At 70.7% G+C, this 25430-nt stretch carries 24 protein-coding genes and 2 pseudogenes; 13 read left to right on the forward strand and 13 right to left on the reverse strand.

Annotation, left to right across the window (positions count from 1 at the left end; all coding sequences use genetic code 11):
- Positions 1-33 precede the first annotated feature (33 nt).
- Together SLV14N_RS06750 and SLV14N_RS06755 are read left to right on the forward strand one after the other, a co-directional pair.
- A complete protein-coding gene (locus tag SLV14N_RS06750) occupies positions 34-1413 on the forward strand; it encodes a deoxyribodipyrimidine photo-lyase (protein WP_263268579.1) in 1380 nt (459 codons plus the stop codon).
- Positions 1414-1502: 89 nt separating this feature from the next.
- Positions 1503-2447: a YihY/virulence factor BrkB family protein gene (locus tag SLV14N_RS06755; RefSeq protein WP_208680196.1), complete on the forward strand. Its 945-nt coding sequence runs from the start codon at positions 1503-1505 to the stop codon at positions 2445-2447.
- Between the two features lie 12 nt (positions 2448-2459).
- Here the strand turns inward: SLV14N_RS06755 and SLV14N_RS06760 are convergent, their stop codons facing one another.
- The gene (locus SLV14N_RS06760; protein ID WP_263268581.1) at positions 2460-2771 is read right to left on the reverse strand and encodes a 4a-hydroxytetrahydrobiopterin dehydratase; all 312 of its coding nucleotides are present in this window, start codon (positions 2769-2771) and stop codon (positions 2460-2462) included.
- A 219-nt stretch (positions 2772-2990) separates the two neighbouring features.
- Here SLV14N_RS06760 and SLV14N_RS06765 point away from each other — a divergent pair, with 219 nt between their 5' ends.
- Positions 2991-3806 carry a helix-turn-helix domain-containing protein gene (locus SLV14N_RS06765; protein ID WP_208680198.1) on the forward strand — a complete coding sequence of 272 codons (816 nt, stop codon included), beginning with the start codon at positions 2991-2993 and terminating at the stop codon, positions 3804-3806.
- 13 nt (positions 3807-3819) lie between these two features.
- On the opposite strand, the gene SLV14N_RS06770 is transcribed toward SLV14N_RS06765, so the two are convergent.
- Both SLV14N_RS06770 and SLV14N_RS06775 read right to left on the reverse strand, forming a co-directional pair.
- On the reverse strand, positions 3820-4233 hold the full coding sequence (locus SLV14N_RS06770) for a nuclear transport factor 2 family protein (protein WP_263268582.1): 414 nt from the start codon (positions 4231-4233) through the stop codon (positions 3820-3822).
- Positions 4234-4669: 436 nt separating this feature from the next.
- Positions 4670-5644 (reverse strand): Lrp/AsnC family transcriptional regulator, encoded by a 975-nt coding sequence (locus SLV14N_RS06775; RefSeq protein WP_263268583.1) that lies wholly within the window; start codon positions 5642-5644, stop codon positions 4670-4672.
- Between the two features lie 108 nt (positions 5645-5752).
- Here SLV14N_RS06775 and SLV14N_RS06780 point away from each other — a divergent pair, with 108 nt between their 5' ends.
- The gene (locus tag SLV14N_RS06780; RefSeq protein WP_263268584.1) at positions 5753-7138 is read left to right on the forward strand and encodes an MFS transporter; all 1386 of its coding nucleotides are present in this window, start codon (positions 5753-5755) and stop codon (positions 7136-7138) included.
- On the opposite strand, the gene SLV14N_RS06785 is transcribed toward SLV14N_RS06780, so the two are convergent.
- Positions 7122-7343, reverse strand: coding sequence for a hypothetical protein (locus SLV14N_RS06785; RefSeq protein WP_263268585.1), 222 nt, complete (start codon positions 7341-7343; stop codon positions 7122-7124). The two genes, SLV14N_RS06780 and SLV14N_RS06785, sit on opposite strands and share 17 nt — an antisense overlap.
- 146 nt (positions 7344-7489) lie before the next feature.
- On the opposite strand from SLV14N_RS06785, the pseudogene SLV14N_RS38945 reads away from it, so the two are divergent.
- Both SLV14N_RS38945 and SLV14N_RS06790 read left to right on the forward strand, forming a co-directional pair.
- Positions 7490-7615 (forward strand): annotated as a pseudogene (locus SLV14N_RS38945) (helix-turn-helix domain-containing protein); the annotation flags it as partial.
- Between the two features lie 64 nt (positions 7616-7679).
- Positions 7680-7946 carry a hypothetical protein gene (locus SLV14N_RS06790; protein WP_263268587.1) on the forward strand — a complete coding sequence of 89 codons (267 nt, stop codon included), beginning with the start codon at positions 7680-7682 and terminating at the stop codon, positions 7944-7946.
- Positions 7947-8275: 329 nt separating this feature from the next.
- On the opposite strand, the gene SLV14N_RS06795 is transcribed toward SLV14N_RS06790, so the two are convergent.
- Complete coding sequence (locus tag SLV14N_RS06795) at positions 8276-8659, reverse strand: DUF6415 family natural product biosynthesis protein (RefSeq protein WP_263268588.1); 384 nt, start codon at positions 8657-8659, stop codon at positions 8276-8278.
- 195 nt (positions 8660-8854) lie between these two features.
- Between SLV14N_RS06795 and SLV14N_RS06800 the strand changes: the two genes are divergently transcribed.
- The gene (locus SLV14N_RS06800; protein ID WP_263268589.1) at positions 8855-10087 is read left to right on the forward strand and encodes a helix-turn-helix domain-containing protein; all 1233 of its coding nucleotides are present in this window, start codon (positions 8855-8857) and stop codon (positions 10085-10087) included.
- Here the strand turns inward: SLV14N_RS06800 and SLV14N_RS06805 are convergent.
- A complete protein-coding gene (locus tag SLV14N_RS06805; protein WP_263268590.1) occupies positions 10068-10730 on the reverse strand; it encodes an HAD family hydrolase in 663 nt (220 codons plus the stop codon). The genes SLV14N_RS06800 and SLV14N_RS06805 overlap by 20 nt on opposite strands.
- Before the next feature lie 44 nt (positions 10731-10774).
- Here SLV14N_RS06805 and SLV14N_RS06810 point away from each other — a divergent pair.
- Positions 10775-10873, forward strand: a pseudogene (locus SLV14N_RS06810) (transcriptional regulator); the annotation flags it as partial.
- A gap of 154 nt (positions 10874-11027) precedes the next feature.
- Here the strand turns inward: SLV14N_RS06810 and SLV14N_RS06815 are convergent.
- Both SLV14N_RS06815 and SLV14N_RS06820 read right to left on the reverse strand, forming a co-directional pair.
- Positions 11028-11528 (reverse strand): lamin tail domain-containing protein, encoded by a 501-nt coding sequence (locus SLV14N_RS06815; RefSeq protein WP_263268591.1) that lies wholly within the window; start codon positions 11526-11528, stop codon positions 11028-11030.
- A 358-nt stretch (positions 11529-11886) separates the two neighbouring features.
- Positions 11887-12849 carry a hypothetical protein gene (locus tag SLV14N_RS06820; RefSeq protein WP_263268592.1) on the reverse strand — a complete coding sequence of 321 codons (963 nt, stop codon included), beginning with the start codon at positions 12847-12849 and terminating at the stop codon, positions 11887-11889.
- A 726-nt stretch (positions 12850-13575) separates the two neighbouring features.
- Here SLV14N_RS06820 and SLV14N_RS06825 point away from each other — a divergent pair.
- Positions 13576-14070 (forward strand): SseB family protein, encoded by a 495-nt coding sequence (locus SLV14N_RS06825; protein ID WP_208680202.1) that lies wholly within the window; start codon positions 13576-13578, stop codon positions 14068-14070.
- Positions 14071-14243: 173 nt separating this feature from the next.
- Complete coding sequence (locus tag SLV14N_RS06830) at positions 14244-15293, forward strand: acyl-CoA desaturase (RefSeq protein ID WP_263268593.1); 1050 nt, start codon at positions 14244-14246, stop codon at positions 15291-15293.
- On the opposite strand, the gene SLV14N_RS06835 is transcribed toward SLV14N_RS06830, so the two are convergent.
- A complete protein-coding gene (locus SLV14N_RS06835) occupies positions 15223-16635 on the reverse strand; it encodes an amino acid permease (RefSeq protein ID WP_208680204.1) in 1413 nt (470 codons plus the stop codon). The two genes, SLV14N_RS06830 and SLV14N_RS06835, sit on opposite strands and share 71 nt — an antisense overlap.
- An 85-nt stretch (positions 16636-16720) precedes the next feature.
- Entirely contained in the window at positions 16721-18856 is a 2136-nt protein-coding gene (locus SLV14N_RS06840; protein ID WP_263273043.1) for a phage holin family protein, read from the reverse strand.
- A 323-nt stretch (positions 18857-19179) separates the two neighbouring features.
- On the opposite strand from SLV14N_RS06840, the gene SLV14N_RS06845 reads away from it, so the two are divergent.
- Positions 19180-19959: an MBL fold metallo-hydrolase gene (locus SLV14N_RS06845; RefSeq protein ID WP_208680205.1), complete on the forward strand. Its 780-nt coding sequence runs from the start codon at positions 19180-19182 to the stop codon at positions 19957-19959.
- Complete coding sequence (locus SLV14N_RS06850) at positions 19959-20594, forward strand: DedA family protein (protein ID WP_208680206.1); 636 nt, start codon at positions 19959-19961, stop codon at positions 20592-20594. Before SLV14N_RS06845 ends, SLV14N_RS06850 begins: the two co-directional genes overlap by 1 nt.
- 90 nt (positions 20595-20684) lie before the next feature.
- Here the strand turns inward: SLV14N_RS06850 and SLV14N_RS06855 are convergent, their stop codons facing one another.
- The 3 genes from SLV14N_RS06855 to SLV14N_RS06865 form a co-directional block, all read right to left on the reverse strand.
- On the reverse strand, positions 20685-21920 hold the full coding sequence (locus tag SLV14N_RS06855; protein ID WP_263268594.1) for an MBL fold metallo-hydrolase: 1236 nt from the start codon (positions 21918-21920) through the stop codon (positions 20685-20687).
- A 76-nt stretch (positions 21921-21996) separates the two neighbouring features.
- Positions 21997-23211, reverse strand: coding sequence for an aminotransferase class I/II-fold pyridoxal phosphate-dependent enzyme (locus SLV14N_RS06860; protein WP_263268595.1), 1215 nt, complete (start codon positions 23209-23211; stop codon positions 21997-21999).
- Between the two features lie 127 nt (positions 23212-23338).
- Positions 23339-23779, reverse strand: coding sequence for a GNAT family N-acetyltransferase (locus SLV14N_RS06865; RefSeq protein ID WP_208680209.1), 441 nt, complete (start codon positions 23777-23779; stop codon positions 23339-23341).
- Positions 23780-23941: 162 nt separating this feature from the next.
- Here SLV14N_RS06865 and SLV14N_RS06870 point away from each other — a divergent pair, with 162 nt between their 5' ends.
- Entirely contained in the window at positions 23942-25423 is a 1482-nt protein-coding gene (locus tag SLV14N_RS06870) for a phosphatase PAP2 family protein (protein WP_208680210.1), read from the forward strand.
- Positions 25424-25430: the final 7 nt, after the last annotated feature.

Genomic DNA, 25430 nt, shown 5'->3' on the forward strand with positions numbered 1-25430 from the left:
TCGTGAGGCACCGGTTCGGTGTAGACGTAGGGCATGGATGTAGCACTGTGCCTGTTCAGCTCCGACCTCCGGCTGCATGACCAGCCGGTGCTGCATGCCGCGCTGCGGGCCGCGCCACAGGTGGTACCGCTGTTCGTCATCGACACGGGGATCGCTGACGCCGGGTTCATGGTGCCCAACCGGGCGGCGTTTCTGGCCGATGCGCTGGCGGATCTGGATGCGGGGCTGTGCGAACGGGGCGGTCGGCTGGTCATCCGTACGGGGGACGTGGTCACCGAGACCTGCCGGGTGGCGGCGGAGACCGGGGCCGGGGAGGTGCATCTCGCGGCCGGGGTGAGCGGTTATGCGCTGCGCAGGGAGCGGCGGCTGGGCGCGGAGCTGTCGGCGGCGGGGCGTTCCCTGGTGGTCCATGACGCGGTGATCACCGCGCAGCCGCCCGGCGCGGTGCTGCCCTCCGGGCCGGGCAAGGACCACTTCGCGGTCTTCACCCCGTATTTCCGGCGCTGGCAGGCCGCGGGGCGTCGGTCGGTGCTGCCCGCGCCGCGCTCCGTACGGGTTCCCGCCGAAGTGCGGTCCGAGAGGCTGCCGTCCGCGCAGGTTCTGTGCCCGGACGGCGAGCCGTCGCCCGCGCTGCCGGAGGGCGGCGAGCGGGCGGGGCGCCGCCGGTTCGGGGCCTGGCAGCGGTCGGGAATGGCCGACTATCAGGACCGGCAGGACGATCTGCCCGGCGATGCCACCTCGCGGCTGTCGCCGTATCTGCACTTCGGGTGCCTCTCACCGGTCGAGCTGGTGCACAAGGCGTCCGGCCGGAGCGACGCCGGTGCCGAGGCGTTCGTACGGCAGCTGGCCTGGCGGGACTTCCACCATCAGGTGCTGGCGGCCCGGCCCGGTGCGGCACACGCCGACTACCGCACCAAGGGCGACCGCTGGCGCTATGACGGCGCCGAGGTGACGGCCTGGAAGGAGGGCCGTACCGGCTATCCGGTGGTCGATGCGGGGATGCGGCAGCTGCTGCACGAGGGGTGGCTGCACAACCGGGCCCGGATGCTGGTGGCGAGCTTTCTGACCAAGACGCTGTATGTCGACTGGCGGGTGGGCGCGCGGCACTTCCTGGACCTGCTGGTGGACGGCGATGTGGCGAACAACCAGCTCAACTGGCAGTGGGTGGCCGGGACCGGCACCGATACCCGGCCCAACCGGGTGCTGAACCCGCTCGTCCAGGCCCGGCGGTTCGATCCCGAGGGCGCGTACGTACGGCGCTGGGTGCCCGAACTGGCGGGGCTCGCGGGCCCGGCGGTGCACCAGCCGTGGAAGCTGTCCGGGCCCGAGCGCGCGGCGTACGACTACCCGGATCCGGTGGTGGACCTGGCGGACGCGCTGGTCCGGTTCAAGCGGGCGCGCGGGCTGGAGTGAGCGGGGCACCGGAGGGCCGTGGGTCGTGGGCGGCACCCGGGCCGGGAGATGATGCAGGGCGGGCCGACGGAGAAAAGGACGGATACGACATGGGCGGGAGCGGTATGCGCCGCGAGCTGGACCGGACACTGCTGGACCGGGCACTCGGGGCGGCGGGGCCGAGGCAGCCGGCCGCGCTGCCGACCTGGGCCCAGTGCCGCACCGCGCTACGCCGTACGCCGCTGTCCGTGTGGCACGACGATGTGACGGACTGGGCCGCGAGCCTGACGTACTACTCGGTGCTGGCGCTGCTGCCGTCGCTGATCGTCACGGTCTCGCTGATCGGTCTCGCCGATCCGCCGGCCACCGAACAGCTCATCAACCAGATCAGTTCGCTCGCCCCGGCCGAGGCGGGCCCGACCGTCCACCGGGCGCTGGCCGGCATGGCGCAGCAGCGGACCGCCGCATGGGTGGTGGTGGGTGGCGCCCTGATCAGTGCGCTGTGGTCGTCCTGCAGCTATCTGGCGGTGTTCCGCCGTGCACTGCACGCCATGCACCGCACGAAGGACGACCGGCCGCCGTGGCGCAAGGCGCCGCGCATCCTGTGCACGGCGCTGCTGCTGATGGCGCTGCTGATCAGCAGTGCGGTGGCGCTGCTGGTGAGCGGGCCGATCGCGACCGCGCTGGGCCGGGCCGTGGGGCTCGGGGAGGCGGGCGAGGCGACCTGGAACGTGCTGAAGTGGCCGCTGCTGCTGCTCCTGGCCACGGTGCTGGCGATGGTGCTGTTCCGTTCCGGACCGCCCAGTTCCCGCGGTGTGCGCAGGGCGGCCCCCGGCGGCGTGGTCGCCGTGCTCCTCTGGCTGATCTCCTCCGCCGGATTCGCCCTCTACGCCTCGTACGTCGGCACCTTCAACCGGCTCTACGGCTCGCTCGCGGGGCCGGTGGTGTTCCTGATCTGGCTGTGGTTCTCCCATCTGTCGCTGCTGTCCGGCGCCCAGTTCAATGTGGAGCTGGCACGTGCGGGGCGGGTGGTTCGGCCCCGCACCGGCAGCTGAGCCCGCGCCGGGTCAGCGCACCCCGTGGCCCGGCGCGATCTCCTCGATACGGCGGGCGAGACCGAAGTCGAGGTGGGTGATCCGGCCGCCGATGCTGTGGGTGTTCACCGCGATGTCGATGCGGTTGTAGCCCAGGGTGAGATCCGCGTGGTGCCCCAACTCCTCCTGGATCTGCGCGATGTGGAGGACCATGGCGGCGGCCGGAAAGTGCCCGTGGAAGAGGTAGCGCCGGCGCAGCTGCTCACCCTCGACGGACCATCCCGGCAGCTCCGCGAGACGCTCCTCGACGTCCGTCGCACTGAGCGGTTCCACCTGAGCATTCATCGCGCTCGCCTCTCGCCGTGTGCCGGCACCGATGAGCCGGCTCCCGATACGTATCACTGTCCGGCCGCCGCCTCCTGCCGCGCCGGCCACGCCACTCCCACCCTGGCACGCCGCCGCCCCTTTCCCTCGTAACGGCGGCACGGCACACACCCGCTCCCGTATGGCTTGCCCCCTGGTCTGCCTGCCCGCACCACCCACCCCTCGGCTACCGTCCCTCCCATGACAACTGCTGCGGCGTCCTCGCCGGAGACGACCACGGGTGTGGGCACACTGTTGCGTGAATGGCGCGGCCGGCGCCGGATCAGCCAGCTGGAACTGGCGCTGCGCGCCGACTCCTCCGCCCGCCACATCAGCTTCATCGAGACCGGCCGCTCCCGCCCCAGCCAGGAGATGGTCCTCCGGCTCGCCGAACATCTCGACGTCCCCGTACGGGAGCGCAACGCCCTGCTGATCGCGGCGGGCTACGCCCCGACCTTCCCGGAGACCCCGCTGGACGATCCGTCGATGGCCGCCCTGCGCTCCGGTATGGAACGCCTGCTGACCGGCTACGAACCGTTCCCCGCGCTGGTGGTCGACGGGACCTACGACGTCCAGGCGGCCAACCGCGGCATCCTCATGCTGCTGGAGGACGTCGCCCCCTCGTTGCTGCGGCCGCCGCTGAACGCCCTGCGGATCACCATGCACCCCGACGGCCTGGCCCCCCGCATCCGCAACTACCGGGAGTGGCGCGGCCACCTTCTCTCCCAGGTGGAGCGGCAGTTGGCCCTGATGCGCTCCGCCCCCCTGCGCGCGCTCTACGACGAGGTGTGCGCCTACCCCCCTCCACCGGGCGGCCACGAAACAGCCGCCCTCGGCGAGCACTGCCCCTTCGCCCTCCCCATGATGATCGAACACGACAACACGGTGCTGTCCTTCATCTCGACCATCGCCACCTTCAACACCCCCATGGATGTGACCGTCTCCGAACTCGCGGTGGAAACCCTCCTGCCGGCCGATCCGGAGACGGCGGCGTATCTGCGGGCGGTGGAGTTGTAGGGGCGGGGCGGGCTCACACAGCAGGCACCCGGTCCAGGAACCCGAGGACGGACCGGACCCGCCCGTCCTCCCCCAGCCGGATCACATCGAACCCGGCCACCGGCGCCGACCCGTCCGCCACACTGACCAGCTCCCACCCGAACCGCGCGATGTCGTGGTGGCCGTCCACCTCACCCAGCTGCCGGAAGACATGACCGGGGAACTGCACATGGGCCCCGGCGATCACAGCCGCCAGCCCCTCGTGCCCCGCGACATCGGCCAACGGATCGGTGTACGTGACGTCCTCACAGCACGCCGCCCCGACGGCCTTCCCCAGCGCCCCCTCCTCACGCGCATTCCACGCCTCGAAGTACCGCGCAACGGCAACCGTGTACGGGTCCCCCGCGTGAGGCGCCTGCTGAACGTTCTGCTCCTGTTGCTGCGTCATGACGTACTCCCACTCCTCGTGATGCGTATCGCGTGATGCGTGATGCGTGATGCCCCGAACCGCACCACTGCCTGGCACCGATCCACGGGCCGGAGTGCGCCGGCCCGTGAACCGATGGCTTCACCTTGCCGGGTGGTGGGGTGGGGGTCGATTACTCGGGAGGTAATGACGGAGGGAACCAGGCCCCTCCGCCGGCCCGGCGGGCACACCGACGCCCTGCCGAGGCGCGGGCCTAAGTGGTCCGTTCTGGAAGTCTTTCGGGGGTTGACTTCGGGCCGTGTGTTGTACGTGGTGGTGTCGGGGTGGGGCACCCAGCTTGTCGGCTGCCGCAATTGCTCTTTCTGGGACGCGCATCGCGGTGCTAAACGGTCTGGTGGGCAAGGGCGTCGATGTCGGCCAGCCTGGCGGGCCGGGTCCCTCGCGAGCTGTTCGTGGCTCAGCGTTCGAACGGGAGCAGGGCTCCGGCTCGTTTCACCGTGCGGATGACGGGGGCCGTCTCGATCGTGTGGATCGCGTCCAGTGACGCGATCCGCTCGGCCAAGTACCGTGCCAGGTCCAGGGAGTCCCTGCAGTTGACGGCCGCGAGCAGGTTGGTCGGCCCCGTGGTTTGGGCCACGAGCGAGACCTCGGGATGGTCAGCCATCGCGGAGGCCACGGCGGTGAGCTGGGAGGGGCGAACGGCCATCCACAGGCGAGCTTCGGCACGGAAGCCGAGGGCGGCCGGCGGGATATCGACAAGGAAGGTGAGCGCCCCGGACTGGCGCAGGTCGGTGAGTCGGCGTCGCACGGTTGATTCGGACACACCGGTGGCGGCGGCGAGTTCGGTGTGGCTCGCCCGTCCGTCTTGTGACAGGAGGTCAAAGAGTGGGCCGTCCACGGGCTCCAGGGAGGCGTCGGTAGTTTCGACGGGCGGCGGGGTGAGTAGCGCGGCCTGGTCGGGGGCGAGATGGGTGGGCCCGGCCCAGTTGTTGGGCAGGGCGTAGTTGCCGAGCAGTAGGTGGGCGGAGACGTCGGTGATGCGGCTGGTTCTGGGGAGCTTGTGCAGCAGTAGCGTTTCGCTCTCGTCTGTGGTGGGTGTTTGGACGCTGCATGAAATCTCGGTGCCGCCGGAGAGCAAGTAGACGTAGGAGGTGTCGGGGCGGGCAGCGAGGGCCTTGGCGATGGCGGTTGCTGCGTCTGGTGTGCACTGCAGCCGGATGGTCCAGGCGTCATAGCCGAGGCGGGCACCGTTGAGGGTGCCGACTACGCGGAGGATGCCAGCTGTGCGCAGGCGGCGGTAGCGGCGGGCGACGGTGTTCTCGGAGACGCCGAGGGCTTGGCCGATGAGGCGGAGCGGGGCCCGGCCGTCGATCTGCAGGGCATGCACCAGCCCCTGATCAACGTCATCCAGGGTGACGGTATCCGTCTTCATAAGGAATAAGTGTGCCAGTATCCGTCAGGCATGAGGGGCTGGGTGGCGGCATGCGGGCGTTGATCCGGACCGTGGGAGGCGTCCGACACGTTCTGCGGAGGAAGCCTTATGCGCAAGTGGTGGCCGCTGGTGGCCGTCTGTCTTGGCACCTTTATGTTCCTGCTCGATACCACCGTGTTGTCTGTCGCGCTTCCCGATATCGGGGAGGGGCTGTCCGCCTCGCTGTCCGCACTGCAGTGGGTGGCCAACATCTACACGCTGGTCCTGGCCGTGCTGATGCTCACGATGGGGTCTCTGGTGGACCGGTTCGGCGCGCGAACGGTGTACGTCGCTGGTCTGGTGGTGTTCGGCATCGCCTCGCTGATCTGCGGCTTGGCCCCGAACGCGGGTGTACTGGTCACAGCCCGCGGAGTGCAGGGCATCGGTGGCGCGGCAATGGCCGTGACCACCTTCGCTCTGATCGGCTCCTGTTACCGGGGACCCGACATGGGACGGGCGATGGGCGTCTTCGGCGCGGTGACCGGCCTTGCCGCCGCAGTGGGGCCGATGCTCGGCGGCATTCTCACCCAGTACGTCAGCTGGCGGGCGGTCTTCTTTCTCAATATCCCTCTCATCGCTGTTACCGCCGCGCTGTCCCTGCGGGTCCTGGCTCCGGGGCGGCAGAGTGCCGGGACGCGCATCGACCTGCCAGGCATGATCGCCTTTGCCCTGTGCGCGGGCTCGCTGACCTACGCCATGACGTTGGCTGGTGAAGAGGGCTGGACCTCCCCTGCGGTGCTGAGCCTGCTGGCGCTTGCCGCACTCGCCCTCATCATCTTTGCTCGCGTTGAGCTGCACAGCCCTGCGCCGCTGCTGGACGTACGGCTGTTTGCCCGGGCTTCCTTCTCGGCCGTGATGATGTGCGTGGTCGCCTCCACGGCCGCCTTCGCGGCGCTCGTCTACACCTCGGTGTGGCTGCAGTCGGGGCTCGGCCTGGGGCCGGTACGCGCCGGGCTCGCGCTCATGCCGCTCGCGCTGGCTTCCTTTGCCACCTCGCTGATCAGTGGGCGCAGGCTGCACGGGAAGTCTCCGCGCGCCATTCTCACCACTGGCCTGCTGCTCAGCGGGATCGGTTGTGCGGTGCAGACAGGGCTGGACGTGGGTTCTTCTGCCAGCTCCCTTGCGGCAGGGCTGGCCCTGACCGGCGTAGGTGTGGGGTTGATGGGCCCGGCGATGGGAGCCGCGGTCTTCGCGGCGCTTCCGCCGGAGCGAGGAGGCATGGCCGCCGGGGCCATGACCACCTTCCGACAACTGGGGCAAACGCTGGGGGTCGCGGTCTTCGGCGTACTGTTCCAGCAGAGCGGCGCCGCTCTGCCCGAGGGCCTGAACCGGGCCCTGACCGTCGCCGCGGCGGCCGGGATCATCGGCTCCGTACTCGCCTACATTTTCGTGCCGAAACCTACAGCGGCGAACGCCTCGGTACCTGCCCGCCGCGACCTCACCGACTCCCGCTGACCCTACGACGAGCCGCCTCGTCAGGCGGCTCGCCGGCACCTGACCCTGCCTGGCGCGTCGTCCTGGAGCGGGTGAAGTCGACGTCCAGCTTCGGGCCGTACGCCGCGGGCTGGATGCCCAGCTCGTGCGTGGAGTACTCGCCGAACCGCTGGCTGCGCTCGGTCAGGTGCGAGGAGACCTGGGCCAGGTTCTCCGGCTCTATCACCGATCCCTGCTCCAGGAGATCGACTTCTGCTGATCGGCCTGCCTGTCTTGCCTGTTGCCTCCGCCTGCTCGATATTCCTGACTGCCTCGTAAAGGCATCGACTGAAGAAGATGGCCTATGGCCACAAGACCCCCTACCAGGCCCGGATGCGCGCGCAGATCGTGCTGCATGCGGCCAGGGGCCGCTCCAACGCGCGCATCACTCGGGAGACGGGCCTGCACCTGGACACCGTGCGGAAGTGGCGGGGCCGGTTCGCCGAGAACGGCATACCCGGGCTAGCCGACCGCAGCCAAGAAAGCCGCCGATCGCCTGGCCGCCGCCTTCCCCAACGCGGTCATGGTTCATACCCCGGTACACGCCTCCTGGCTCAACCAGGTGGAGATCTACTTCTCCGTCGTCCAGCGCAAGGTCGTCTCACCCAACGACTTCACCGACCTCGGCGAGGTCAAGGACCGGCTTCGAGCCTTCGAAGACCGCTACAACGCCACAGCACAGCCGTTCCAGTGGAAGTTCACCACCTCCGACCTGGACGATCTACTGGCCAGGCTCGACCGGCACACCGCCGATCACCAGCAAGAATCCTCCATCGCCCTGGCAGCGTGATCAACCCCCGAAGGACTTCCGGAGCCGACCACTAAGCGGGCGAGACGACGCGCGGCCGGATCCGGCCGCGCGTGCACGCCGCTCATCAGAGATCTCCCGACGCGGTCCGCTCAGCACGCGTCCGCCTCACCATCAACTGGTCGGGGTCCTGCACCGGCCACTCCCGGTTTCCGGACGTTCGGAGGTAGTAGTCGCCTCTCCGGATGTCCGTCACGACGGCTCGACGGCCGGGAGCGTACTCGACTTCATCGCCGACCTCCGGATGACGGGCGCTCACCAGGCAGCCTCTGAGGTCAAAACCCGGCGGCGGCCGGGGCACCGTCCTTCGATCATCGCCAGTTCTCCTTGTAGCCGTCGAGCAGCCATTGGCAATCGCGCGCCATCAGCTGCACCTCGATCAGAGCACCGAACGGAAGCGGGTTCAGTTCCTGCTCTGTCTGACGCTCGATGCCGTCCAACCGCGTGATATGCCGATGCCACTTGGTGCCGCCCTGCCACATCCGGTCAGTGGCCTTCCGGGCAGGCTCCCGAAGTAACGCGATATGGCCGCGCAGCTGCGCCTCAAGGTCGACGAGCGTGCTCACCTGGAGCTGGCCGCGGCTTACGCCCAATGCCATCTCAATGGTCTGTTCGATGGTGACCACGTCAATTGCTTCCGGGCCACGGGATGCGGAGTCTCGGTCGCCTTCGGAAGGACCTCGGGTGGTGGGCATAGTGCGGCTCCTTTCACACCGTTGCTCGGTCAACGTGCATCAAGGCTGGCCCTTCAAATCGCCCAGTGCGAGGGCTTCAAAAGGTCTTTTGTGAGCAGCAAATGGGACTTTGACGATGCCTCACGGGTGATGAGTAGCCAGGGTGAGGGCTTCAGGGAGACACTGTCGGCAACCCCACGACGGAGGTGCACCGTGATGAGGCCCGCAGGGAACGCCAAGCTCAAGTCCGCCCGTGTTGCGGCTGGTTACCACACCCAGCAGATCTTCGCCGAGGCGCTCGGCGTAGGCGTACGACAAGTCCGACGCTGGGAATCCGACAATCCGCCATGGCCTCATCCGGACATGCAACAGCGCCTGACGCAGCTGACCGGCCAGGATATGGAAGCCCTCGGCTTCACCGTTCCGCCCGGCCGCGACCACCCCACCGCGCACCGTAGTTACACCCCCGTCGCCCCAAGAAGTGCCAGCAGCCACCTGTCCACCGTGCCTTCACAGTCCGCTACGCCGATGCAGCCCGCATCAGCGGCGGCCGACTACGCAAGCGTCACTCGCTCCCATCGACGTCTGTATTGGTCCGTGGCTCCCACCGCCCTTCACCCAGCCGTCATCGCCCATGCCGACCTCGGCTGCGTGCTGCTTCCCGGGACCGCCGGACAGACGCGCCGCACCATGGCTGCGGCACTCGCTGAGACGTGGCTGCTCGCTGGGCGTATCGAGTTCTTCGACCTTCGAGAGCCTGATGGCGCCGGCGCGACCCTGCTCCGTGCTCTACAGGCCGCCGGCGAGGCGGACGATTCCCTGATCGGATCCGCGATCCTCGCGCACACAGCCTTCATCCCCGGGTGGGCGGGAGAGCGTGAAACCGCTGGGGAGCGCATGGTCGCTGCCCGTACATATGCCCGCCGTGGCCCTGCCTCGGCCGAGTTCTGGGCGTGGCTCGATGCCGTCGAGGCCGAGTGCGAGACCCGGTGCGGGAGCACCCGCACCGCACTGCACTTGATCAGGCATGCCGAGGACACACTCGCTGCAGGGTCCGAACACACCACGCCCGCATGGATGGACTGGTTCAGTCCGGTACGTCTGGCCGCATTCAAGGGCCACACCCAATTGACGGCCGGCCACCTGCCGCAAGCCCGCGCAACGCTGCTCGCTGTCCTGGAACAGATGTCGGCCTCGGAGGACAAGCAGCGCACCGTCATCTATGGCGATCTGGCTGCGGTCGAGACCGCAGCCGGTCAACCAGAGGAAGCATGCCGGTACGCCTGCCTTGCCCTCGACCAGTTGGAGGTCACCTGGTATGCGACGGGCATGGACCGCATCCGGGAAGTGCGGCGAGCACTCGCCCCGCACCAACACGACCAGTGTGTGCGCGACCTCGACGACCGGCTGTACGGATGGGCTACGACGGTCAGCGCTCTCGCCCGTTGAACTGCGCGATGGCCTCCGGCAGCTCCAACAGCGACTCGATACGGAACGTGGGAAGCCTGCGCGCCTCCACGGTGTCCCACTGGATCGTGGCCCACGGGCCTCGGTGAACGAGTGCCGTGTGTATACCCGCGGCCACCGCGGGCCTCAGGTCGTTGTCCACGCGGTCCCCGACATACAGAATCTGGTCGTTCTCGAAGGGAACAACGTCGGCCACGCGCTCGAAGAAGAGCAGATCGGGCTTGCTGGCTCCCCAGTCATCCGACGTACCGATCAGGTCGACATCGTTGGCGAACAAGCCGCGGAGGATCCCGCCCGCCCGTACGGTTTGGTTCCCTGCGATGCCAAGCCACAGGCCCTCGCCGCGCAACTGCGCCAGGGCGGGCCGTACGTCGGAGTAGAGATCTGACTCATCAAAGTGTTCCGGCTGGCCCGCAGCGGCGCGCGCGTCGCGCTGCTCGTACAGGTCAAACCCGGGCCGGAACTCCTGGAACACCTCGCGGTAGTCCCGTCCTTGTGCGATGACCGCGCCGAACATCGCCGCGAAGGTATGCCGCGGCACCCCGAGCCAGTCAGCCCAGGTCCCGTACTCCCGCGTCTCGTCGACCAGGCACTCGCCGACATCGAAGACCACAGCCCGAATCATGCCGACACCCTACTGAGCGACTCGCGGGTCGGTACTGCCGCATACTCTCCTCCCGCTCCACCTTCCACACCCCCGTGGATGTGACCGTCTCCGAACTCGCGGTGGAAACCTTCCTGCCGGCCGACCCGGAGACTGCGGCGTAGCTGCGGGGGCAAGTGGGGCTGCAGAGGGCGTGCGCGGGTGGGGGGCCGTACAGGGTGGTTGGGCGCCGGGTCCTGTACGGCCTTGCTCGGCGGCGTTGTGTGCACGGTGGTGCACGGTCACCTCTGCTCAGGAGGTGGGCCGCGGGTATCTCGCTCAGCTGTGATAGCGGATGTAGCCGTTGCCGTCGGAGTCGGAGCCGCTCCTTGTGTAGGAGTGGACATCCGAGCGGCTGCCGGAGGGCTTGTACAGGTAGATCGTGTCGCGGTCGTTGTTCCACATGAAGTTGCAGTTGTCGCGATAGACCACGTTGTACGTGTCGCTGTCGGTGCCGTGACCACCACGGAGCTTCACATAGTCCCCGGGCTGGAGGTAGTGGCTGGCGGTGAAGGTGAAGCGATTGCCGGTGGCGTCCTTGACGACATAGCCCTTGAGGTTGATGGTCGCCGACGACGAGTAGTTCTTGATCGTCAGGTACTCCTGGTGCGTGTTGCCCGAGGAGCAGCTGTTGGAGTCCCGGCCGGGCGCGTCGTACTGGACGCCGCGAATCTTCAACGCTGAGTGGTATTCCGCGGCCTGAGCCGGGGTGGCGGCGAGAAAGGACAGCGCGCCGGCAGTGACAGCGGCGGCAGCAGCGATGACAGGACGCTTACGCAAGAGAGATCCCCTCCACAGTTTGACGAATTCGTGTTGCATGTGGAGGACTGGCAACGACCCACGATGGTTGCACGGTGAACAACAGCGACTGAACTCAACCGAAGGGGATCGAAGTTTGCCCGGGAATGTACGTCCGAGCGCGCCTCACCAGCGGCGCGAAGCACCCTTCGTCCGGTGCCATCCGCGTGACCTGCAACCTGTAGAACGCGCTGCCCAGCAGGCCTGACGGGATTTGCACCGTCACATGGAAGGTCACGCAGGCAAGCAGGGCGGCGAGGAAGATCGTGAACGGCGGCGCATCCGCTGTGGGATCGCCGGCCGGTGCCGCTCCCGGTCAGTTCTCCCCAAGCCGGTCAGCTCAGCTCCGTGACCGACTGTTCGTGTCAGTCGGGACAGCCGTTGGATCATGCGGCACCGGGGCAGTGGGTGAGGGCAAGGACGGCGCCGATGGCGCACTCGTCGGCTGTTGTGGTTCCGTCGGCTGCGTAACACCGCTCCTGAGGGCATCGAGCATCTCTCGTGGACTCCCGAGCTTTTTGCTACCCCATATACTCGCCGGCCCCAGCAGAAAGATCAGGGCTGCGGGAATCACAGCACCCGCGGGAACCCCGAGGGCGATCATGACCCCGACGAGTATCGCAGCGGCTGTGGCACCGACAAGAACGATACGGCCGTCTGCCCTGCGAATCTCGGATTCCATTTCCTCGGACGAAGGGGGCTGGTAAGTCGGTAGTTCAGTCTCATCTACAAGATTGAGCCACTTCTCATCCGCCAGCCGTTCGAGGATTCCCACAAGGCACCTCACCATATCCGGAATGGCGTCCTCGCCGTCTCTGAGCAGCCGCTCTGCGCTTGCGTCGAGGGCAGCACTCACACGGGTTGTGTGCTCCAGCAGTTGGCGCTTGCGCTCTGGGCTCCCCTGCACCAAACCAGACTTCCCGAAGCGAACCAGCGCCAGCCCAAAACGATGAATCTCCCTGTCAAGGTGCAGCAGTGGGACTTCCCCCTCTTGCGTGCGCAGGCAATCGTCAATGCACCGGCAGCACAGATAGAAAGCCCTCCTGAAACTCTCTTCTCCAGCAACGCCTCTGATTCTGCGCAATTCAAGCGGCCACCAGCACACGGCAAAGACAAAGAGAAATATCGCGAAATAGAACTGCCCTCTGTGCCCCAGCTCCTCGAAACCTGATTCGTACGCCCTTCTCACGAGAGGCGTGGCTAGCAAGATCCCCAGCATGAAGGAAGCCATTGGCAGGTAGAACGCACTCATCAACCCAAACAAGGGAATACCGATGCCGGCCCGAAAACCATCCCTGATCATCCATGTCAGCGTGGGGCCAGGTATGGAGAAGCGCACCCCGAAGGTCCGGCAGCTGAGTCGCACTCGGGCGGCGGGGTGCGCTCCACGGAGAGTAAACGACAACGGGAAGGAAGAGATGGTTCCACTCCGCCACAGTCGAGCTCGCGAAAAAGCGGAGACCACGTAGCTCGCCATCCTCGTAAGTACTACAGAGGTGAGCATGATGACGAGGCAAGTCGCTGCAAATTGGCACCAGTTGAGGACCGTCACAAAGCAACTCTAGTGCCACGTCAGGCAGGTAGCCTGGCCTCTTTTGACCTACGAGCAACGAGGCAAGCCCGGGTGCGGCATCCGGGTGGCTGTCGGGCGCCGGTGCCACGGTGCTGCCGGTGCTGGCTGGAGGGTGACCGCGGTCTTCGCCGTGAGCAGCGTCGGGGCGTTTCCGGCCTCGGTGCGAGTGTGCGACGCAATCGAGAAGCAGCTGGAGGGGCGACGGCGACCAGCTCTGCGAGGCTGGTCTGCACCGTTGGGCTCCTCGGCATGAAAAGTCCAGGTCACCGGGGGAGTGACCGGCCCCCGCGGCGTCGTGAACGTTGCGCAGAACGTGGAGCGGCATAGCCTGGGGGGTATTGCCACGCTTGCCCCGGCCCCGTGCCGCTGGGCGGCATCCGGCGGCGACTGCGGCAAACCCGTGTCCGCCCGTGTCGAGCGGGTGGCCGGTGAGCGACGCCGACGAGAGGACAAGCCATGAGCACCCCGACACCCGACGAAAACGCGCCCCCGAGCGGAGCCTCGTCCCCCGAGGGAGCGCCGTCAGCGGCGGAGGCGGCGGATACCCAGGCCGCCCTCGTCGATCTCGCGAACAGCATGGCCCTGCTGCCGCAGGCACCGCCGGTCGAGGGCGAGGAGCCGCGTCCGGAGGGCGCCATCTCGCTGCCGGTGATCGAGCAGGACGGCAATCGGTACATCCCCGTCTTCACCACCGAGGACGCGCTGGTGGCGGCCGGGGGAGATCCCGGTGCCGCGCTCAGCATCCCCGTTGTCGAGCTGGCCGCGAACTGGCCGGCGGACGACCTGTGGCTGGCGGTCAACCCGTCCACCGAGGAGGGCCTCGCCCTTCCCCCCGACCTGGTGCGGGCGCTGCCCGTCTTCAGCCGGGGCGACGGCCAGGTCGACCTGTCGGGCCAGGCTGGTGCGGAGGGTGGTGGCGCCGGGGAGCCCGGCCGGACCCCGAACGGATGACCCGCACACCCCCTCTCCGTGACGGATGACCGGCGCGCCCCGGGGCAGTCGGCGAGCGCCCCGGGGCCCCGGCGCGAGGAGGCAGGCACAGCCCCGAGGTAGCGCTAACCCCCGGCTCGGTGCGGGGGCGGACCGGCTGTCGGGGTGGGGGCCGGGTCAGAAGACTCGTCGGTATGACGACGAGTCTTGAGTTCTCCCGTTCGGCCGGCGGTCCGACGGCGTCCGCGGGCAGCGATTTCGCACGGCTGTCGCGCCGCATTGTGGCGGCGGGGCTGTTGCGGCGCCGGCCCGGCTACTACACCGTGCGGCTCACGCTCGTGACGATGGCGTTCGCCGGTGGCTGGGTGGCGTTCTTCGCGCTGGGTGACAGCTGGTGGCAGATGGCCGTGGCCGCGTTCCTGGCGTTGGTGTTCGCGCAGGTCGCGCTGGTCACCCATGATGTGGCGCACCGTCAGGTCTTCCGCGGGCGCCGGCCGAGTGAGGTCGGCGGTCTGCTGTTCGGCAACCTCGGTGTGGGGATGTCGTACGGCTGGTGGATGAACAAGCACACCCGCCACCACGCCAACCCCAACCATGAGGAGCTGGACCCGGATGTCGCACCGGACATCCTGGTGTGGTCGCGGGACCAGGCGCGGGCCGCCACGGGGCTGCCCCGCTTCATCGGCCGCTATCAGGCACAGCTGTTCTTCCCGCTGCTCACGCTGGAGGGGTTCAACCTGCGGGTGTCGAGCATCCGGGCGCTGCGGTCCCCCACGATGAAGCACTGGGGAAGCGAGGCGGCGCTGTTGCTGACGCATATCGTCCTGTATCTCAGCGCACTGTTCCTGGTGCTGTCGCCCGGTAGGGCGCTCGCCTTTCTCCTCGTCCACCAGGCACTCTTCGGTGTCTACCTGGGGTGCACCTTCGCGCCCAATCACAAGGGGATGCCGACGCTGACGGGCGGCACCCGGCCGGACTTCCTGCGCCGTCAGGTGCTGACCTCACGGAACATCCGGGGCGGGGTACTGACCGACGTCCTGCTCGGTGGGCTCAATTACCAGATCGAGCACCACCTCTTCCCCAGCATGCCGACACCGCATCTGCGGCGTGCGCAGACGATCGTGCGGGCGTACTGCGCCGAGCTGGGTGTCCCGTACCACGAGACCGGTCTGATCAGGTCGTATGCGGAGGCGCTGCGGCACTTGCGGCGGGTGGGGGAACCGCTTCGTGGTCCGCGGGCGTAGGCAGCGCCGTCGCGGCCGCCGCCTCCTCCTGGCGCGCCGTACGACGGGCCGCCATCCAGGCATAGACGAGGATGCCGGCGAACAGGAAGAGCACGCCCTGGTAGATCGCGGCGTAGCCGGCGCCGGCGACGAGCCAGAAGGTGAAGCCGAAGGCGGTCAGGGCGAGGGTCAGATCGCGGGCGAAGCGGGCGGGGCGGACCTTGTCGCGGCGGCCGGTGAGCAGGAAGTAGACCTGGGCGCCGGCGGCGAGGAGGTAGGGCACGGTCGCCGAGAAGGTGGTGATCAGTACCAGGATCTCGAAGACGCCGCCGGAGCCGATCAGGTAATTGAGCACCGTGAGGGCGCTGGCCAGGACGACGGCGGCCAGGACGCCGAAGGTCGGCACACCGCGCCGCTTGGTCAGGAACGGTGCGGGGAACAGCCCGTCCTTGGCCGCGGCGTACGGGGACTGGGCGCTCATCAGGGTCCAGCCGTTGAGGGCGCCGATGATCGAGACGACGGCGGCGATCGCGACGACCGTGCCGCCCCAGTGCCCGCCGAACATCGCGTTCACCGCGTCGGAGAACGGCGCCTGGGACTTCACCAGCTTGTCGTGGGCGACGGTGCCGAAGACGGCTACGGTGCCCAGGAGGTAGACCACGGCGGAGCCGATGGTGCCGAGGACGGTGGCCCGGCCGACGTTCCGCTCCGGGTCACGGACCTCGCCCGCGCTCATCGCGGCGGACTCCACACCGACGTAGGAGTAGAGCAGGATCGCGGCGGCCGCGGACATCCCGCCGAGCGCGCTGCCGCTGCCTTCGTGGAACGAGCCGAGGTTGGCCGGGTCGAAGAAGAACAGGCCGACGACGGCGATGAAGAGCAGCGGGATGAACTTGAGGACGGTGGAGACCGTCTGGACCAGGCCGACGTAGCGGGTGCCGGCGAAGTTGGCGAGGGCCGGCAGCCAGAGCGCGCCGAGAGCGATCGCGAGGTCGGTGGCGTCGGTGGGGCGGCCGGGGAGCAGGACATGGACGTAGCCGACGATGGCGACCGCGAGCGCCGCGTTGCTGACCCAGGTCATGGTCCAGTACGACCAGGCGGAGAGGAATCCGGCGAAGTCGCCGAACGCCTCGCGCGCGTAGACGTAGGGGCCTCCGGTGTCCGGGTGGCGCTCGGCGAGCCGGCCGAAGACCAGGGCGAGGGCGACGGCGCCGACGGTCAGTACGCCGAAGGCGACGAGGCTGACGGTGCCGAACGGGGCCACCGATGCCGGCAGCAGAAAAATGCCGCCACCGATGATGTTGCCCATCACTAGGCAGGTGGCGGTTCCCAGACCGAAGCGGCGCGTGTGCCGGTCGTCCATGGCGTGGTGGGCCTCTCGTCGTGCGCTGTGCACCCGGGGTTACCGAGCGGTGCTCATCGTCGGCGATCGGCGGCGTCCGCCAAAATCAACGGGATTTGTCCTGCGCGGCGGGGTCCGGGGGTGAAAAACCTTCGGGCGGACGCACTCCGCGCCGTAGTTCGTCCGCAGCGGGTCCCAGGGGCAGTTGTGGCCCCTCGGCCTCCCCCAGCCAGCGGCGGAGCACCCGGTGCACCTGTTCGGCGCCGGTCAGCGTCTCGCCGTCCGGGGCCGGCGGCGTCAGTTCGGCGGGCCACAGGAGGAAGGGATGGCTCTGTGCGCCGCCCAGCCCGCCGTGCGAGCCGATCTGCTCCTCGAAGGCGTGTACCGCGCCGGTCTTCGGGTCGCAGGCGGAGTTGACCATGACGTCGGCGGCGTGCGGGAAGCGGTCGGTGCGGCGTACGGCGTCGGCCGCGCCGTCGCCGAACGGTGCCAGCGGGTCGGCTCCGATGAGGCGGCCGGTGTCGAGATGGTGCTCGGCGCCGGCCGGGCCGAGCACCACGGGGCCGTGCACCGCGGAGCGGACCAGCAGAAAGCCGATGCCGGGGTGGTTGGCGAGGGTGGAGAGCAGGGCGGGGTGTCTGCGGTCCAGTTCCTCGCGGGTGATCCTGCCGGGCACGTCGGGGAAGGACACCAGACCGAGGTTTCCGGAGGCCAGCACGAGGGGCTGGGAAGAGGCCGGGCCCGCCGTCCGCTCCGGTTGCTGTCCCGCGGCCTCCTCGGGGCGGTGCAGCGCGGCCCGCGCCGCCTCCCTGGCCTCGGCTCCGCTCGGCGTGCGTCCCGCGCGGCGGGGTACCGGCAGCCCGCAGCCGGCGCGGACGAGATCGCCCAGGCTCAGCCCGTAATGCTCCAGGAACGTCGGGCCGTGGCTCTGGCCGTGGTCGGAGAGCAGCACGATGCGGTAGGGGCGCGGTGCGTGCCGGGCGGCCCTGGCGATCAGCGCGATGGCCCGGTCGAGGCCGCGCAGGACCTGGAGCGCGTCGCGGTGCGCGGGCCCGGAGTGGTGGGCCACCTCGTCGTAGGCGACGAGGTCGGCGTAGATGGCGGTGCGGCCGGCGAGCAGGTCGCCGATGACGGCCGCGACCACCACATCGCGCTCGACGACGGTGGCGAAGGCCCGGATGACGGGGTAGAGGCCGCCTCGGGTGACCCGGGGCAGTTCGCGGCGGAAGCGGGTGCGCAGTGACTGGACGAGCTCGCGGACGACCTCGGCGACGAAGGAGACGGCGGTACGGGTCGCATTGGCCGGGTCGGAGAAGTAGGCGAAATAGCCGGAGCGGGAGCGGTTGTACCTGCCGCGCCGGGCCGCCACCGACATCACCAGGGCGACCTGGTCGGCGCCGCCGCTGAAGAGGTTGCCGCGGCTGGCGCCGTCGTGGGCGAGCAGTCCGCCGTCGCCGGTGCGCTCGACGGCGCGGCGCTGGAGTGCGGCGGCGCTGCTGGGCCGGTTGCTGACGACGACTGTGCGGGTGTCCTTCTCGTACCAGCGGAAAGCCGGTACGTCCTCGTTGCTGCCGTGCAGGAGGGCGAGCTGGCTGGCGCCGGTCTGGCTGGACCAGTCGGTGCGCCAGGGGGTGAGGCGGTGGCCGGCGCCGGTCCAGCGGGCGACGGTCGGCATCAGCGGCCGCTCGCCCCGGACGGCCTCGCACAGCAGGTCGTGGCCCACGCCGTCGAGCTGGAGGAAGACCGTGCCCGGGGTGGCCGGGCCGCGGGCGGGGCCGGTCCGGCGGCCGCGGCGGCGTCCGGCGAGCCGGACGAGTCTGCGGTGGTAGGCCTCGTCATTGCGCACCGCGAGGAAGGCGGAGGTGGCGGAGGAGGCGGCGGACATCACGGCCGCGACGATCACCGCGGTCTCCGGGGCGGCCTGTCCGCGTCCCTCGGGGATCAGATCCAGGGCGAGCAGCAGCAGGGAGCCATTGAGGAAGAAGACCAGCAGTCCCAGGACGAGTGCCGGCACCAGCAGCAGGGCCCGCACGAGCACGGGCCACACCAGCGCGCTGAGCAGGCCGAACGCGCCGGCGCCCAGCGCGGCGGTGACGGCGGTACGGGTGAGGCTGTCGCCGCCCGGCGACTGCAGCCGGAAGTCGGGCAGCAGCGCGGCGAGCGCGAGCAGGGTGAGGCTGGAGACGAGCCAGACCGCGAGCACCCGGAACAGGGCACCGCTGAGGGCCTTCCACCGCGGCATCCGCACGCCGTTCCACCTCACCCTCCGGCCCGCCCCGGCCGTGCGGGCCTGCCGCCAGCATGGCACCAGGTGCCGGGGGCACAAGCGCTGCCCCGTACACGGCGTTGCACGCATCCGCTGATACGGGGACGCGCCGCTCGGCGACGCCCATACGGCTCTGCCGGCGCGCCCGGGGCCGGGTCGGTGGCACCCGGTGCGCCGGGCCGGTCGCTCCCCCGCCGGCCGTTTTCCGGGCCGGATGGTGGAGGATCGAGAGGGCGCACACGGGAAGCGGGACGGCCGCCCACGGAACGGGGCGGCGCGTCCAGGACGGGAGGTGCTCGGTGTCGGTGGAGGTCACCTGGTGGGGGCATGCCACTGTGACGGTCGAGGACTCCGGGGTGCGGGTGCTGACGGACCCGCTGTTCGTGCGCCGGCTGGCCCATCTGCGGCGCCGGCGGGGCGCGCTGCCGCCGGCCGAGGCCGCACGGGCCGATGTCGTCCTGGTCTCGCATCTGCACGCCGACCATCTGCACCCCGCCTCGCTGGCCCGGCTCGCGCCGGGGACCCGGCTGGTGGTGCCGCGCGGGGCGACGGCCGCGGTGCCGGGGCTGCGGCGGGTGGCCGCGGCCCGTGCGCTGCGGGTCACCGAGCTGCGGGCGGGTGAGGAGTGCGCGGCCGGTGCGCTGACGGTCCGTGCGGTGTCCGCCGCGCACGACGGGCGGCGGCTGCCCTACGGACCGCGCCGGGTGCCCGCGCTCGGCTATGTCGTACGGGGCGCGGCCCGGACGTACTTCGCGGGCGACACCGGGCTGTTCGAGGAGATGGCGGAGGAGGTCGGGCCGTGCGAGGTGGCGCTGCTGCCGGTGGGCGGCTGGGGACCGTTCCTCGGGCACGGCCATCTCGATGCGCGGCGGGCGGCGCAGGCGGCGGTGCGGCTGGCGCCGGGCTGCGCGGTCCCGGTGCACTACGGCACGTACTGGCCGATCGGGATGGATGCCGTACGGCCGCATGAATTCCATGCGCCGGGCCAGGAGTTCGAGCGGCAGATGGCGCTGCTGGCGCCGGAGGTGACGGTGCACCGGCTCGGGCACGGCGAGTCGGTCCGGCCGAAGGTCGTGTGATGACGCTCTTCGGTGAGCTGGTGCCGAGCGTGCCGCCGGAGTCGACGCAGCAGGTGGTCGGCTATCCGTCGCTGTTCCTGCTGGTGGTGCTCGGGTCGCTGGTGCCCGTGGTGCCGACGGGGGCACTGGTCAGCTCGGCGGCGGTGGTCGCCTTCCATCACACCTCGCCGTTCGCCCTGCTGATGGTCTTCGTGGTGGCATCTTCCGCAGCGTTCCTCGGCGATGTGGGGCTCTATTCGCTCGGGCGGCGCGGCAGCCACTCCCCCCACGGTTCGCGCTGGCTGGCACGGCTGCGCGCCCGCGCCGCGCCGGAGCGGCTGGCCCAGGCGCAGCACAAGCTGCGGGAGCACGGCGTCCTGGTACTGGTGCTGTCCCGGTTGGTGCCGGCCGGGCGGATCCCGGTCATGCTGGCGTGTCTGCTCGCGGCGATGCCGCTGCGGCGGTTCGTCCGTGGCGATGTTCCGGCGTGTCTGGCGTGGGCGGCGACGTATCAGCTCATCGGGCTGCTGAGCGGCTCACTGTTCCGCAGTGCGTGGCAGGGCGTGGCCATGGCGATCGTCCTGACCGTGGTGATCGCGGCGGCGCCGGCCGCCTGGCGGCGCCTCGGACCGGCCCGCGGCGAGGGCCGGGCGTAGAGCCCCAAGTCCCGCCCGCGTCCGCCCGTTCCGGTCCGCGGACGCGCTCAGTGCGCGGCGGCACCCGCTCAGCCTGCGGCCGGCATCCGCTCAGTGCGCGGCCAGCACCCGGGAGGCGCCGACGGGCAGATCCCAGAGGTCCGCGCGGGGGCGTCCGGTGGCGGCCCAGGCGGCGCGGACCCGGTGCAGCGGTTCCAGGGGCGGCTCGCCGGAGAGCAGAAAGGTCGACCAGTGCATCGGGGCCAGGGCGCGGGCGCCCAGGTCCTGACAGGCCTTGACCGCCTCCTCCGGGTCGGTGTGCACCGGCCGCAGCATCCAGCGCGGGTCGTAGGCGCCGATGGGCAGCAGTGCCAGGTCGATGCCGGGGTAGCGGCGGCCGATCTCCTCGAACCAGTGGCCGTAGCCGGTGTCCCCGGCGAAGTGGATCCGCCGCCCGTCGGGCGCGGTCAGCAGCCAGCCGCCCCACAGGGAGCGGCAGGTGTCGGTCAGGGTCCGCTTGCTCCAGTGGTGGGCGGGGACGAAGTCGAGGCGTACGGGGCCCCCGGGGGCGGGCAGTTCGACCGCCTCCCACCAGTCGAGATCGGTGACCCGGGTGAAGCCGCGCCGGCGGGCCCAGGGCGCCAGTCCGGCGGGGAGCAGCAGCGGGGTGTGCCGCGGCAGCCGCTTGAGGGTCGGGGCGTCGAGGTGGTCGTAGTGGTTGTGGCTGATGACGACGGCATCGACCGGCGGCAGGTCTTCCCAGCGGACGCCGACGGGGGTGACCCGGGCGGGCGTGCCGAGGATCTTGCGGGACCAGACCGGGTCGGTCAGTACGGTCAGCCCGCCGATCCGGATGATCCAGCTGGCGTGCCCGGCCCAGGTGAGGGCGAGGGTGGTGGTGTCGACAGCCGGCATCGGGCCCGGTGCGAAGGGGAGTTGCTGGATCTCGGCGAGCGTCTCGGGCGGCGGGCGCAGTTTGCCCTCCCGGGCGATCCGGGCCAGGGCGCGGACACCGGGCAGCGGCGCGGTCAGCCGGTGGGTGAAGTCCCGCGGCCAGGTGCGGGGTTCGCCCAGCGGGCGGGGTGCGGTGAGCGGGGGCGGGGTGGCCCGCGGGAGGACGGGCGCGTCCGTGGTGGCTTGCGGGAGGACGGGCGCGTCCGTGGTGGCCTGTCCGGGGGCCTGTCCGGTGGCCGGGCCCGGGGTGTGGCCCGCTCCCCCGCCCCGTTCGGCGGCCTCGCCGGGTGCGGCGGGCGGGAGCCTCTCGGTGTCGGGGAGCCGCTCGGTGTCGGGGGGCTGCTCGGTGTCGGGGGGCTGCTCGGCGAGGGAGCGCTCGGTCTGTTCGGTCATCGAGGGGCTCCATTCGGTGGACAGAACCGGGGCGGGTTCGGGATGAGGCGGGGCGCGGGCGGGCGCCGGGCGGCGGTCAGCCGTCCGCAGATGTCGTGAGCCCGGCCAGTGCGCGGGACAGGGCGGTCAACACCTCGGTGATGTGCGGGAGTTCCAGCGGATCGGGGGCCGCCAGGGCGCGCCCCCGCTGCTCCCGGTCGGCGCCCAGCAGCGCCTCGACGCCGAGCCGTACCCGCAGCGCGCCCGGCGCGTCACCGAAGTGGTGTCCGCCGCGCGCCGCCCAGGGCGCCAACTTCCGTTCCAGCGCGTGGGATTCCACGATCCCACGGGCCCCGAGGGGCCGGCGCAGCGGCTCGAAGTCGGCGTACAGATGGCTGCCGGAGTGCGGGGGACGGCAGACGGCACCGGCCTCGGTGACGGTGTGGTGGAGCGCCGCGGCGAGCACGCCGTACACCCGGGCGACGGTGGCCGTCCTGGCGCGCACCTCGTCGGGCTCGCCGAGCGCATGGGTGACGGCGCAGCCGAGCGGCCCCGGAAGCGGTGTACCGACCGCGGCGAGCGCGTCCAGCACGGCTGCCTGGAGGACGGCTCCCCGGTCGGTGCCGGGGAAGCGGGCCAGCGCGGCGGGCCAGGAGTCGGGCACCAGCGTGGCCCGCAGGTCGGTGAGCACCACGACCCCGTCGGGCAGCATCTCGGCGGGGCTGAGCACCACGGTGTCATGCGGATCGTGCAGCAGATCGCGGCGGCTCTCGTCGCTGATGACCCACAGCCCTTCGTCCGCCGCCGCCTCACAGACCTCGTGCATCTGCTCCGGCGCGGGACAGGTGCCGGTCGGGTCGTCGGCGACGGACAGGACCAGCACGCGGGGGGTGTCGCCGTGCATCCGGGCCCGGCGGACGGTCTCCAGCAGCGCGAACGGGTCGGGCACCCCGCCCGATTCGGCCGGTACGGGGGCGAGGTGCACCGGCCGGCCGAGCAGCCGGGCGGGGGGTGCGTACGACGCGGAGCAGGGCCGCGGCAGCACCACGGCGCCGCCGGCCGCGGCGTACAGCGCGAGGAGCAGGGTCGGCGCCCCGGGGGCGGCGAGCACCCGGTCGGGGGTGGTGACCAGGCCGCGGCGTTCCCAGTAGCCGCAGGCGGCGGTGCGCAGCGGCGCAGCGCCGCCCAAGGGCTCGGGTTCGGTGCGGTCGGCGGCCGCGGCGAGGTGGGCGGCGAGTTCCGGGAGGACCGGCAGGCCCACCGGCGGATCCGGGTCCGGCTCAGGCCGCGGATCCGGGGCGGTCCGCTGCATCCGTTCCTCCACTCCACGACGGCGGGTCGATCGTGGGCCCATCACATGAAGGGCGGCCCCGTCCACCTTGGCAGATCACGGGGGTGGCGACGGCGGGCGACACGTCAGCGGAGGGTGGTACCGGCGCTCAATGCGCCGGGCGCGCCTCGTAGCGATGCACCGTGACCACCTCGCCGGTGCCCCAGTCCTGCCGCTCGGTGCCGCGGCGCCGCCAGCCCAGCCGCTCGTAGAGGGCGATGGCCGTGGTGTCGGTGGTCTTCACCTCCAGTACGGGCCGCAGTCCGCGGGCCGCCGCCTCCGCCTCGACGGCACGCAGCAGCCGTCCGCCGAGGCCCGCACCGCGGGCGGTGGGGGCGACATAGAGCCGACTGACCTCGGGGCCGCACAGCGCCGCATGGCCGGTGACCGTGCCGTCCGTCTCGGCGACCCAGGCGGCGGTCAGCCCGTCGGGGGTCAGCCAGCGCGCCGGATCGTCCGGCCAGTGGTGCGGATAGCCGTTGTGCGTGTGCACCTCTGCCAGGACGGCCACACAGGCGTCGAGGTCGCTGTCGTGACGTCTTCTGATCATCCGGGCATGGAAGCACGGCCGGCGGGGGGGGCCGGCAGCCCGTTGGCCGCCAGGGGGTGCCTCCCCGATCTCCGTGGCTCCGGACGCTCCGCTGCGCCGCGCGCGGGGCCCTCCGCGGCGGGATCCTGCCTGTTCCGGGCCGTGTGGGGTACAAGGTGGCGCATGCGATCGCTACTGACCCATCTCGACCGGCGGACCTTTGACCTGATCGCCACGCGCGAATGGCCGGGCGCGCAGCGGGTGCTGCCCCGGCTGACCCGGAGCGCCAACCACGGGCTGCTGTGGTTCGGCCTCGCGGCCGGTGCGGCCGCGCTGGGCGGCCGGCCGATGCGTCGGGCCGCGCTGCGCGGAGTGGCCTCGCTGGCCGTGGCGTCGGCTGCGGTGAACACCCTCGGCAAGCGCTCCGTACGGCGGCAGCGGCCGCTGCTGGACGCGGTGCCGGTGATACGGCAGCTGCACCGCCAGCCCTTCACCTCGTCCTTCCCTTCCGGGCACTCGGCTTCGGCGGTGGCCTTCGCGACCGGTGTGGCCATGGAGAACAAGTGGTGGGGGCTGGCGCTGGCGCCGGTCGCCGCGTCGGTGGCGTTCTCCCGCGTCTATACGGGCGTGCACTATCCGGGTGATGTGCTGGCGGGTGCCGCACTGGGGGCCGGCGCGGCGTTCGCGGTGCGCGGTTTCGCACCGACCCGCGCCCAGCTGGCGCCGCCCGCCCGGCCGCGCGCGGAGGCGCCCGCACTGCCGCGTGGCCGCGGTCTGGTCGTGGTGGCGAACCAGAGGTCGGGACAGCGTTCCGGCCCCCGCCCGGACCGGGCCGAGGAGGTGCACGGGGTGCTGCCGCAGGCCGAGGTGACGGTGTGCGGCGAACCGGACGGGCCGTCGCTGGACAAGGCCCTGGAAGACGCCGCGGAGCGGGCCAGGGCACTGGGCGGTGCGCTGGGGGTGCTCGGCGGGGACGGCACCGTCAATGCCGCGGCGGCGGTCGCGGTACGGCACGGGCTGCCGCTCGCGGTGCTGCCCGGCGGCACGCTGAACCACTTCGCTTACGACCTGGGCATCGAGACCTATGCGGCGGCGGCACGCGCCGTGGAGTCCGGTGAGGCCGTCGCGGTGGATGTGGCGCGCTTCCGGGCCGGGCCGCATCTGGAGGGGCGGCAGTTCCTCAACACCTTCTCGATCGGCGCGTATCCGGAGCTGGTGCGGATCCGCGAGCGGTGGGCGGGCCGGATCGGCGCCTGGCCCGCCGGGGTGCTGGCGGCGTGGGAGGTGCTGCGCACCGCCGAGCCGCTGACCGTACGGATCAATGGCGAGCGGCGCGCCGTATGGCTGCTGTTCGTCGGCAACTGCCAGTACCGGGGGCTGGGGTTCGCACCGGTGCGGCGGCACGATCTGGCGGACGGGGTGCTCGATGTGCGGGTGGTGCACGGCGGCCGGCTGGCCCGCACCCGGCTGCTCCTCGCGGCCCTGACGGGCACCCCGCGCAGCTCTCCGGTACTCGGTGAGGCGCGGCTGTCCCGGCTGCGGATCAGTGATCTCCCGGAGGGCACCACACTGGCCTTCGACGGTGAAGTGGCCCATGCACCGAGCGAGTTGACGCTGGAGAAGCAGAACGAGGCGCTGACGGTCTATCGCCTGCTGCCCGAATGATGAGATC

Source organism: Streptomyces sp. Je 1-4 4N24, from assembly GCF_026239515.1.
Lineage (GTDB): Bacteria > Actinomycetota > Actinomycetes > Streptomycetales > Streptomycetaceae > Streptomyces > Streptomyces nigrescens.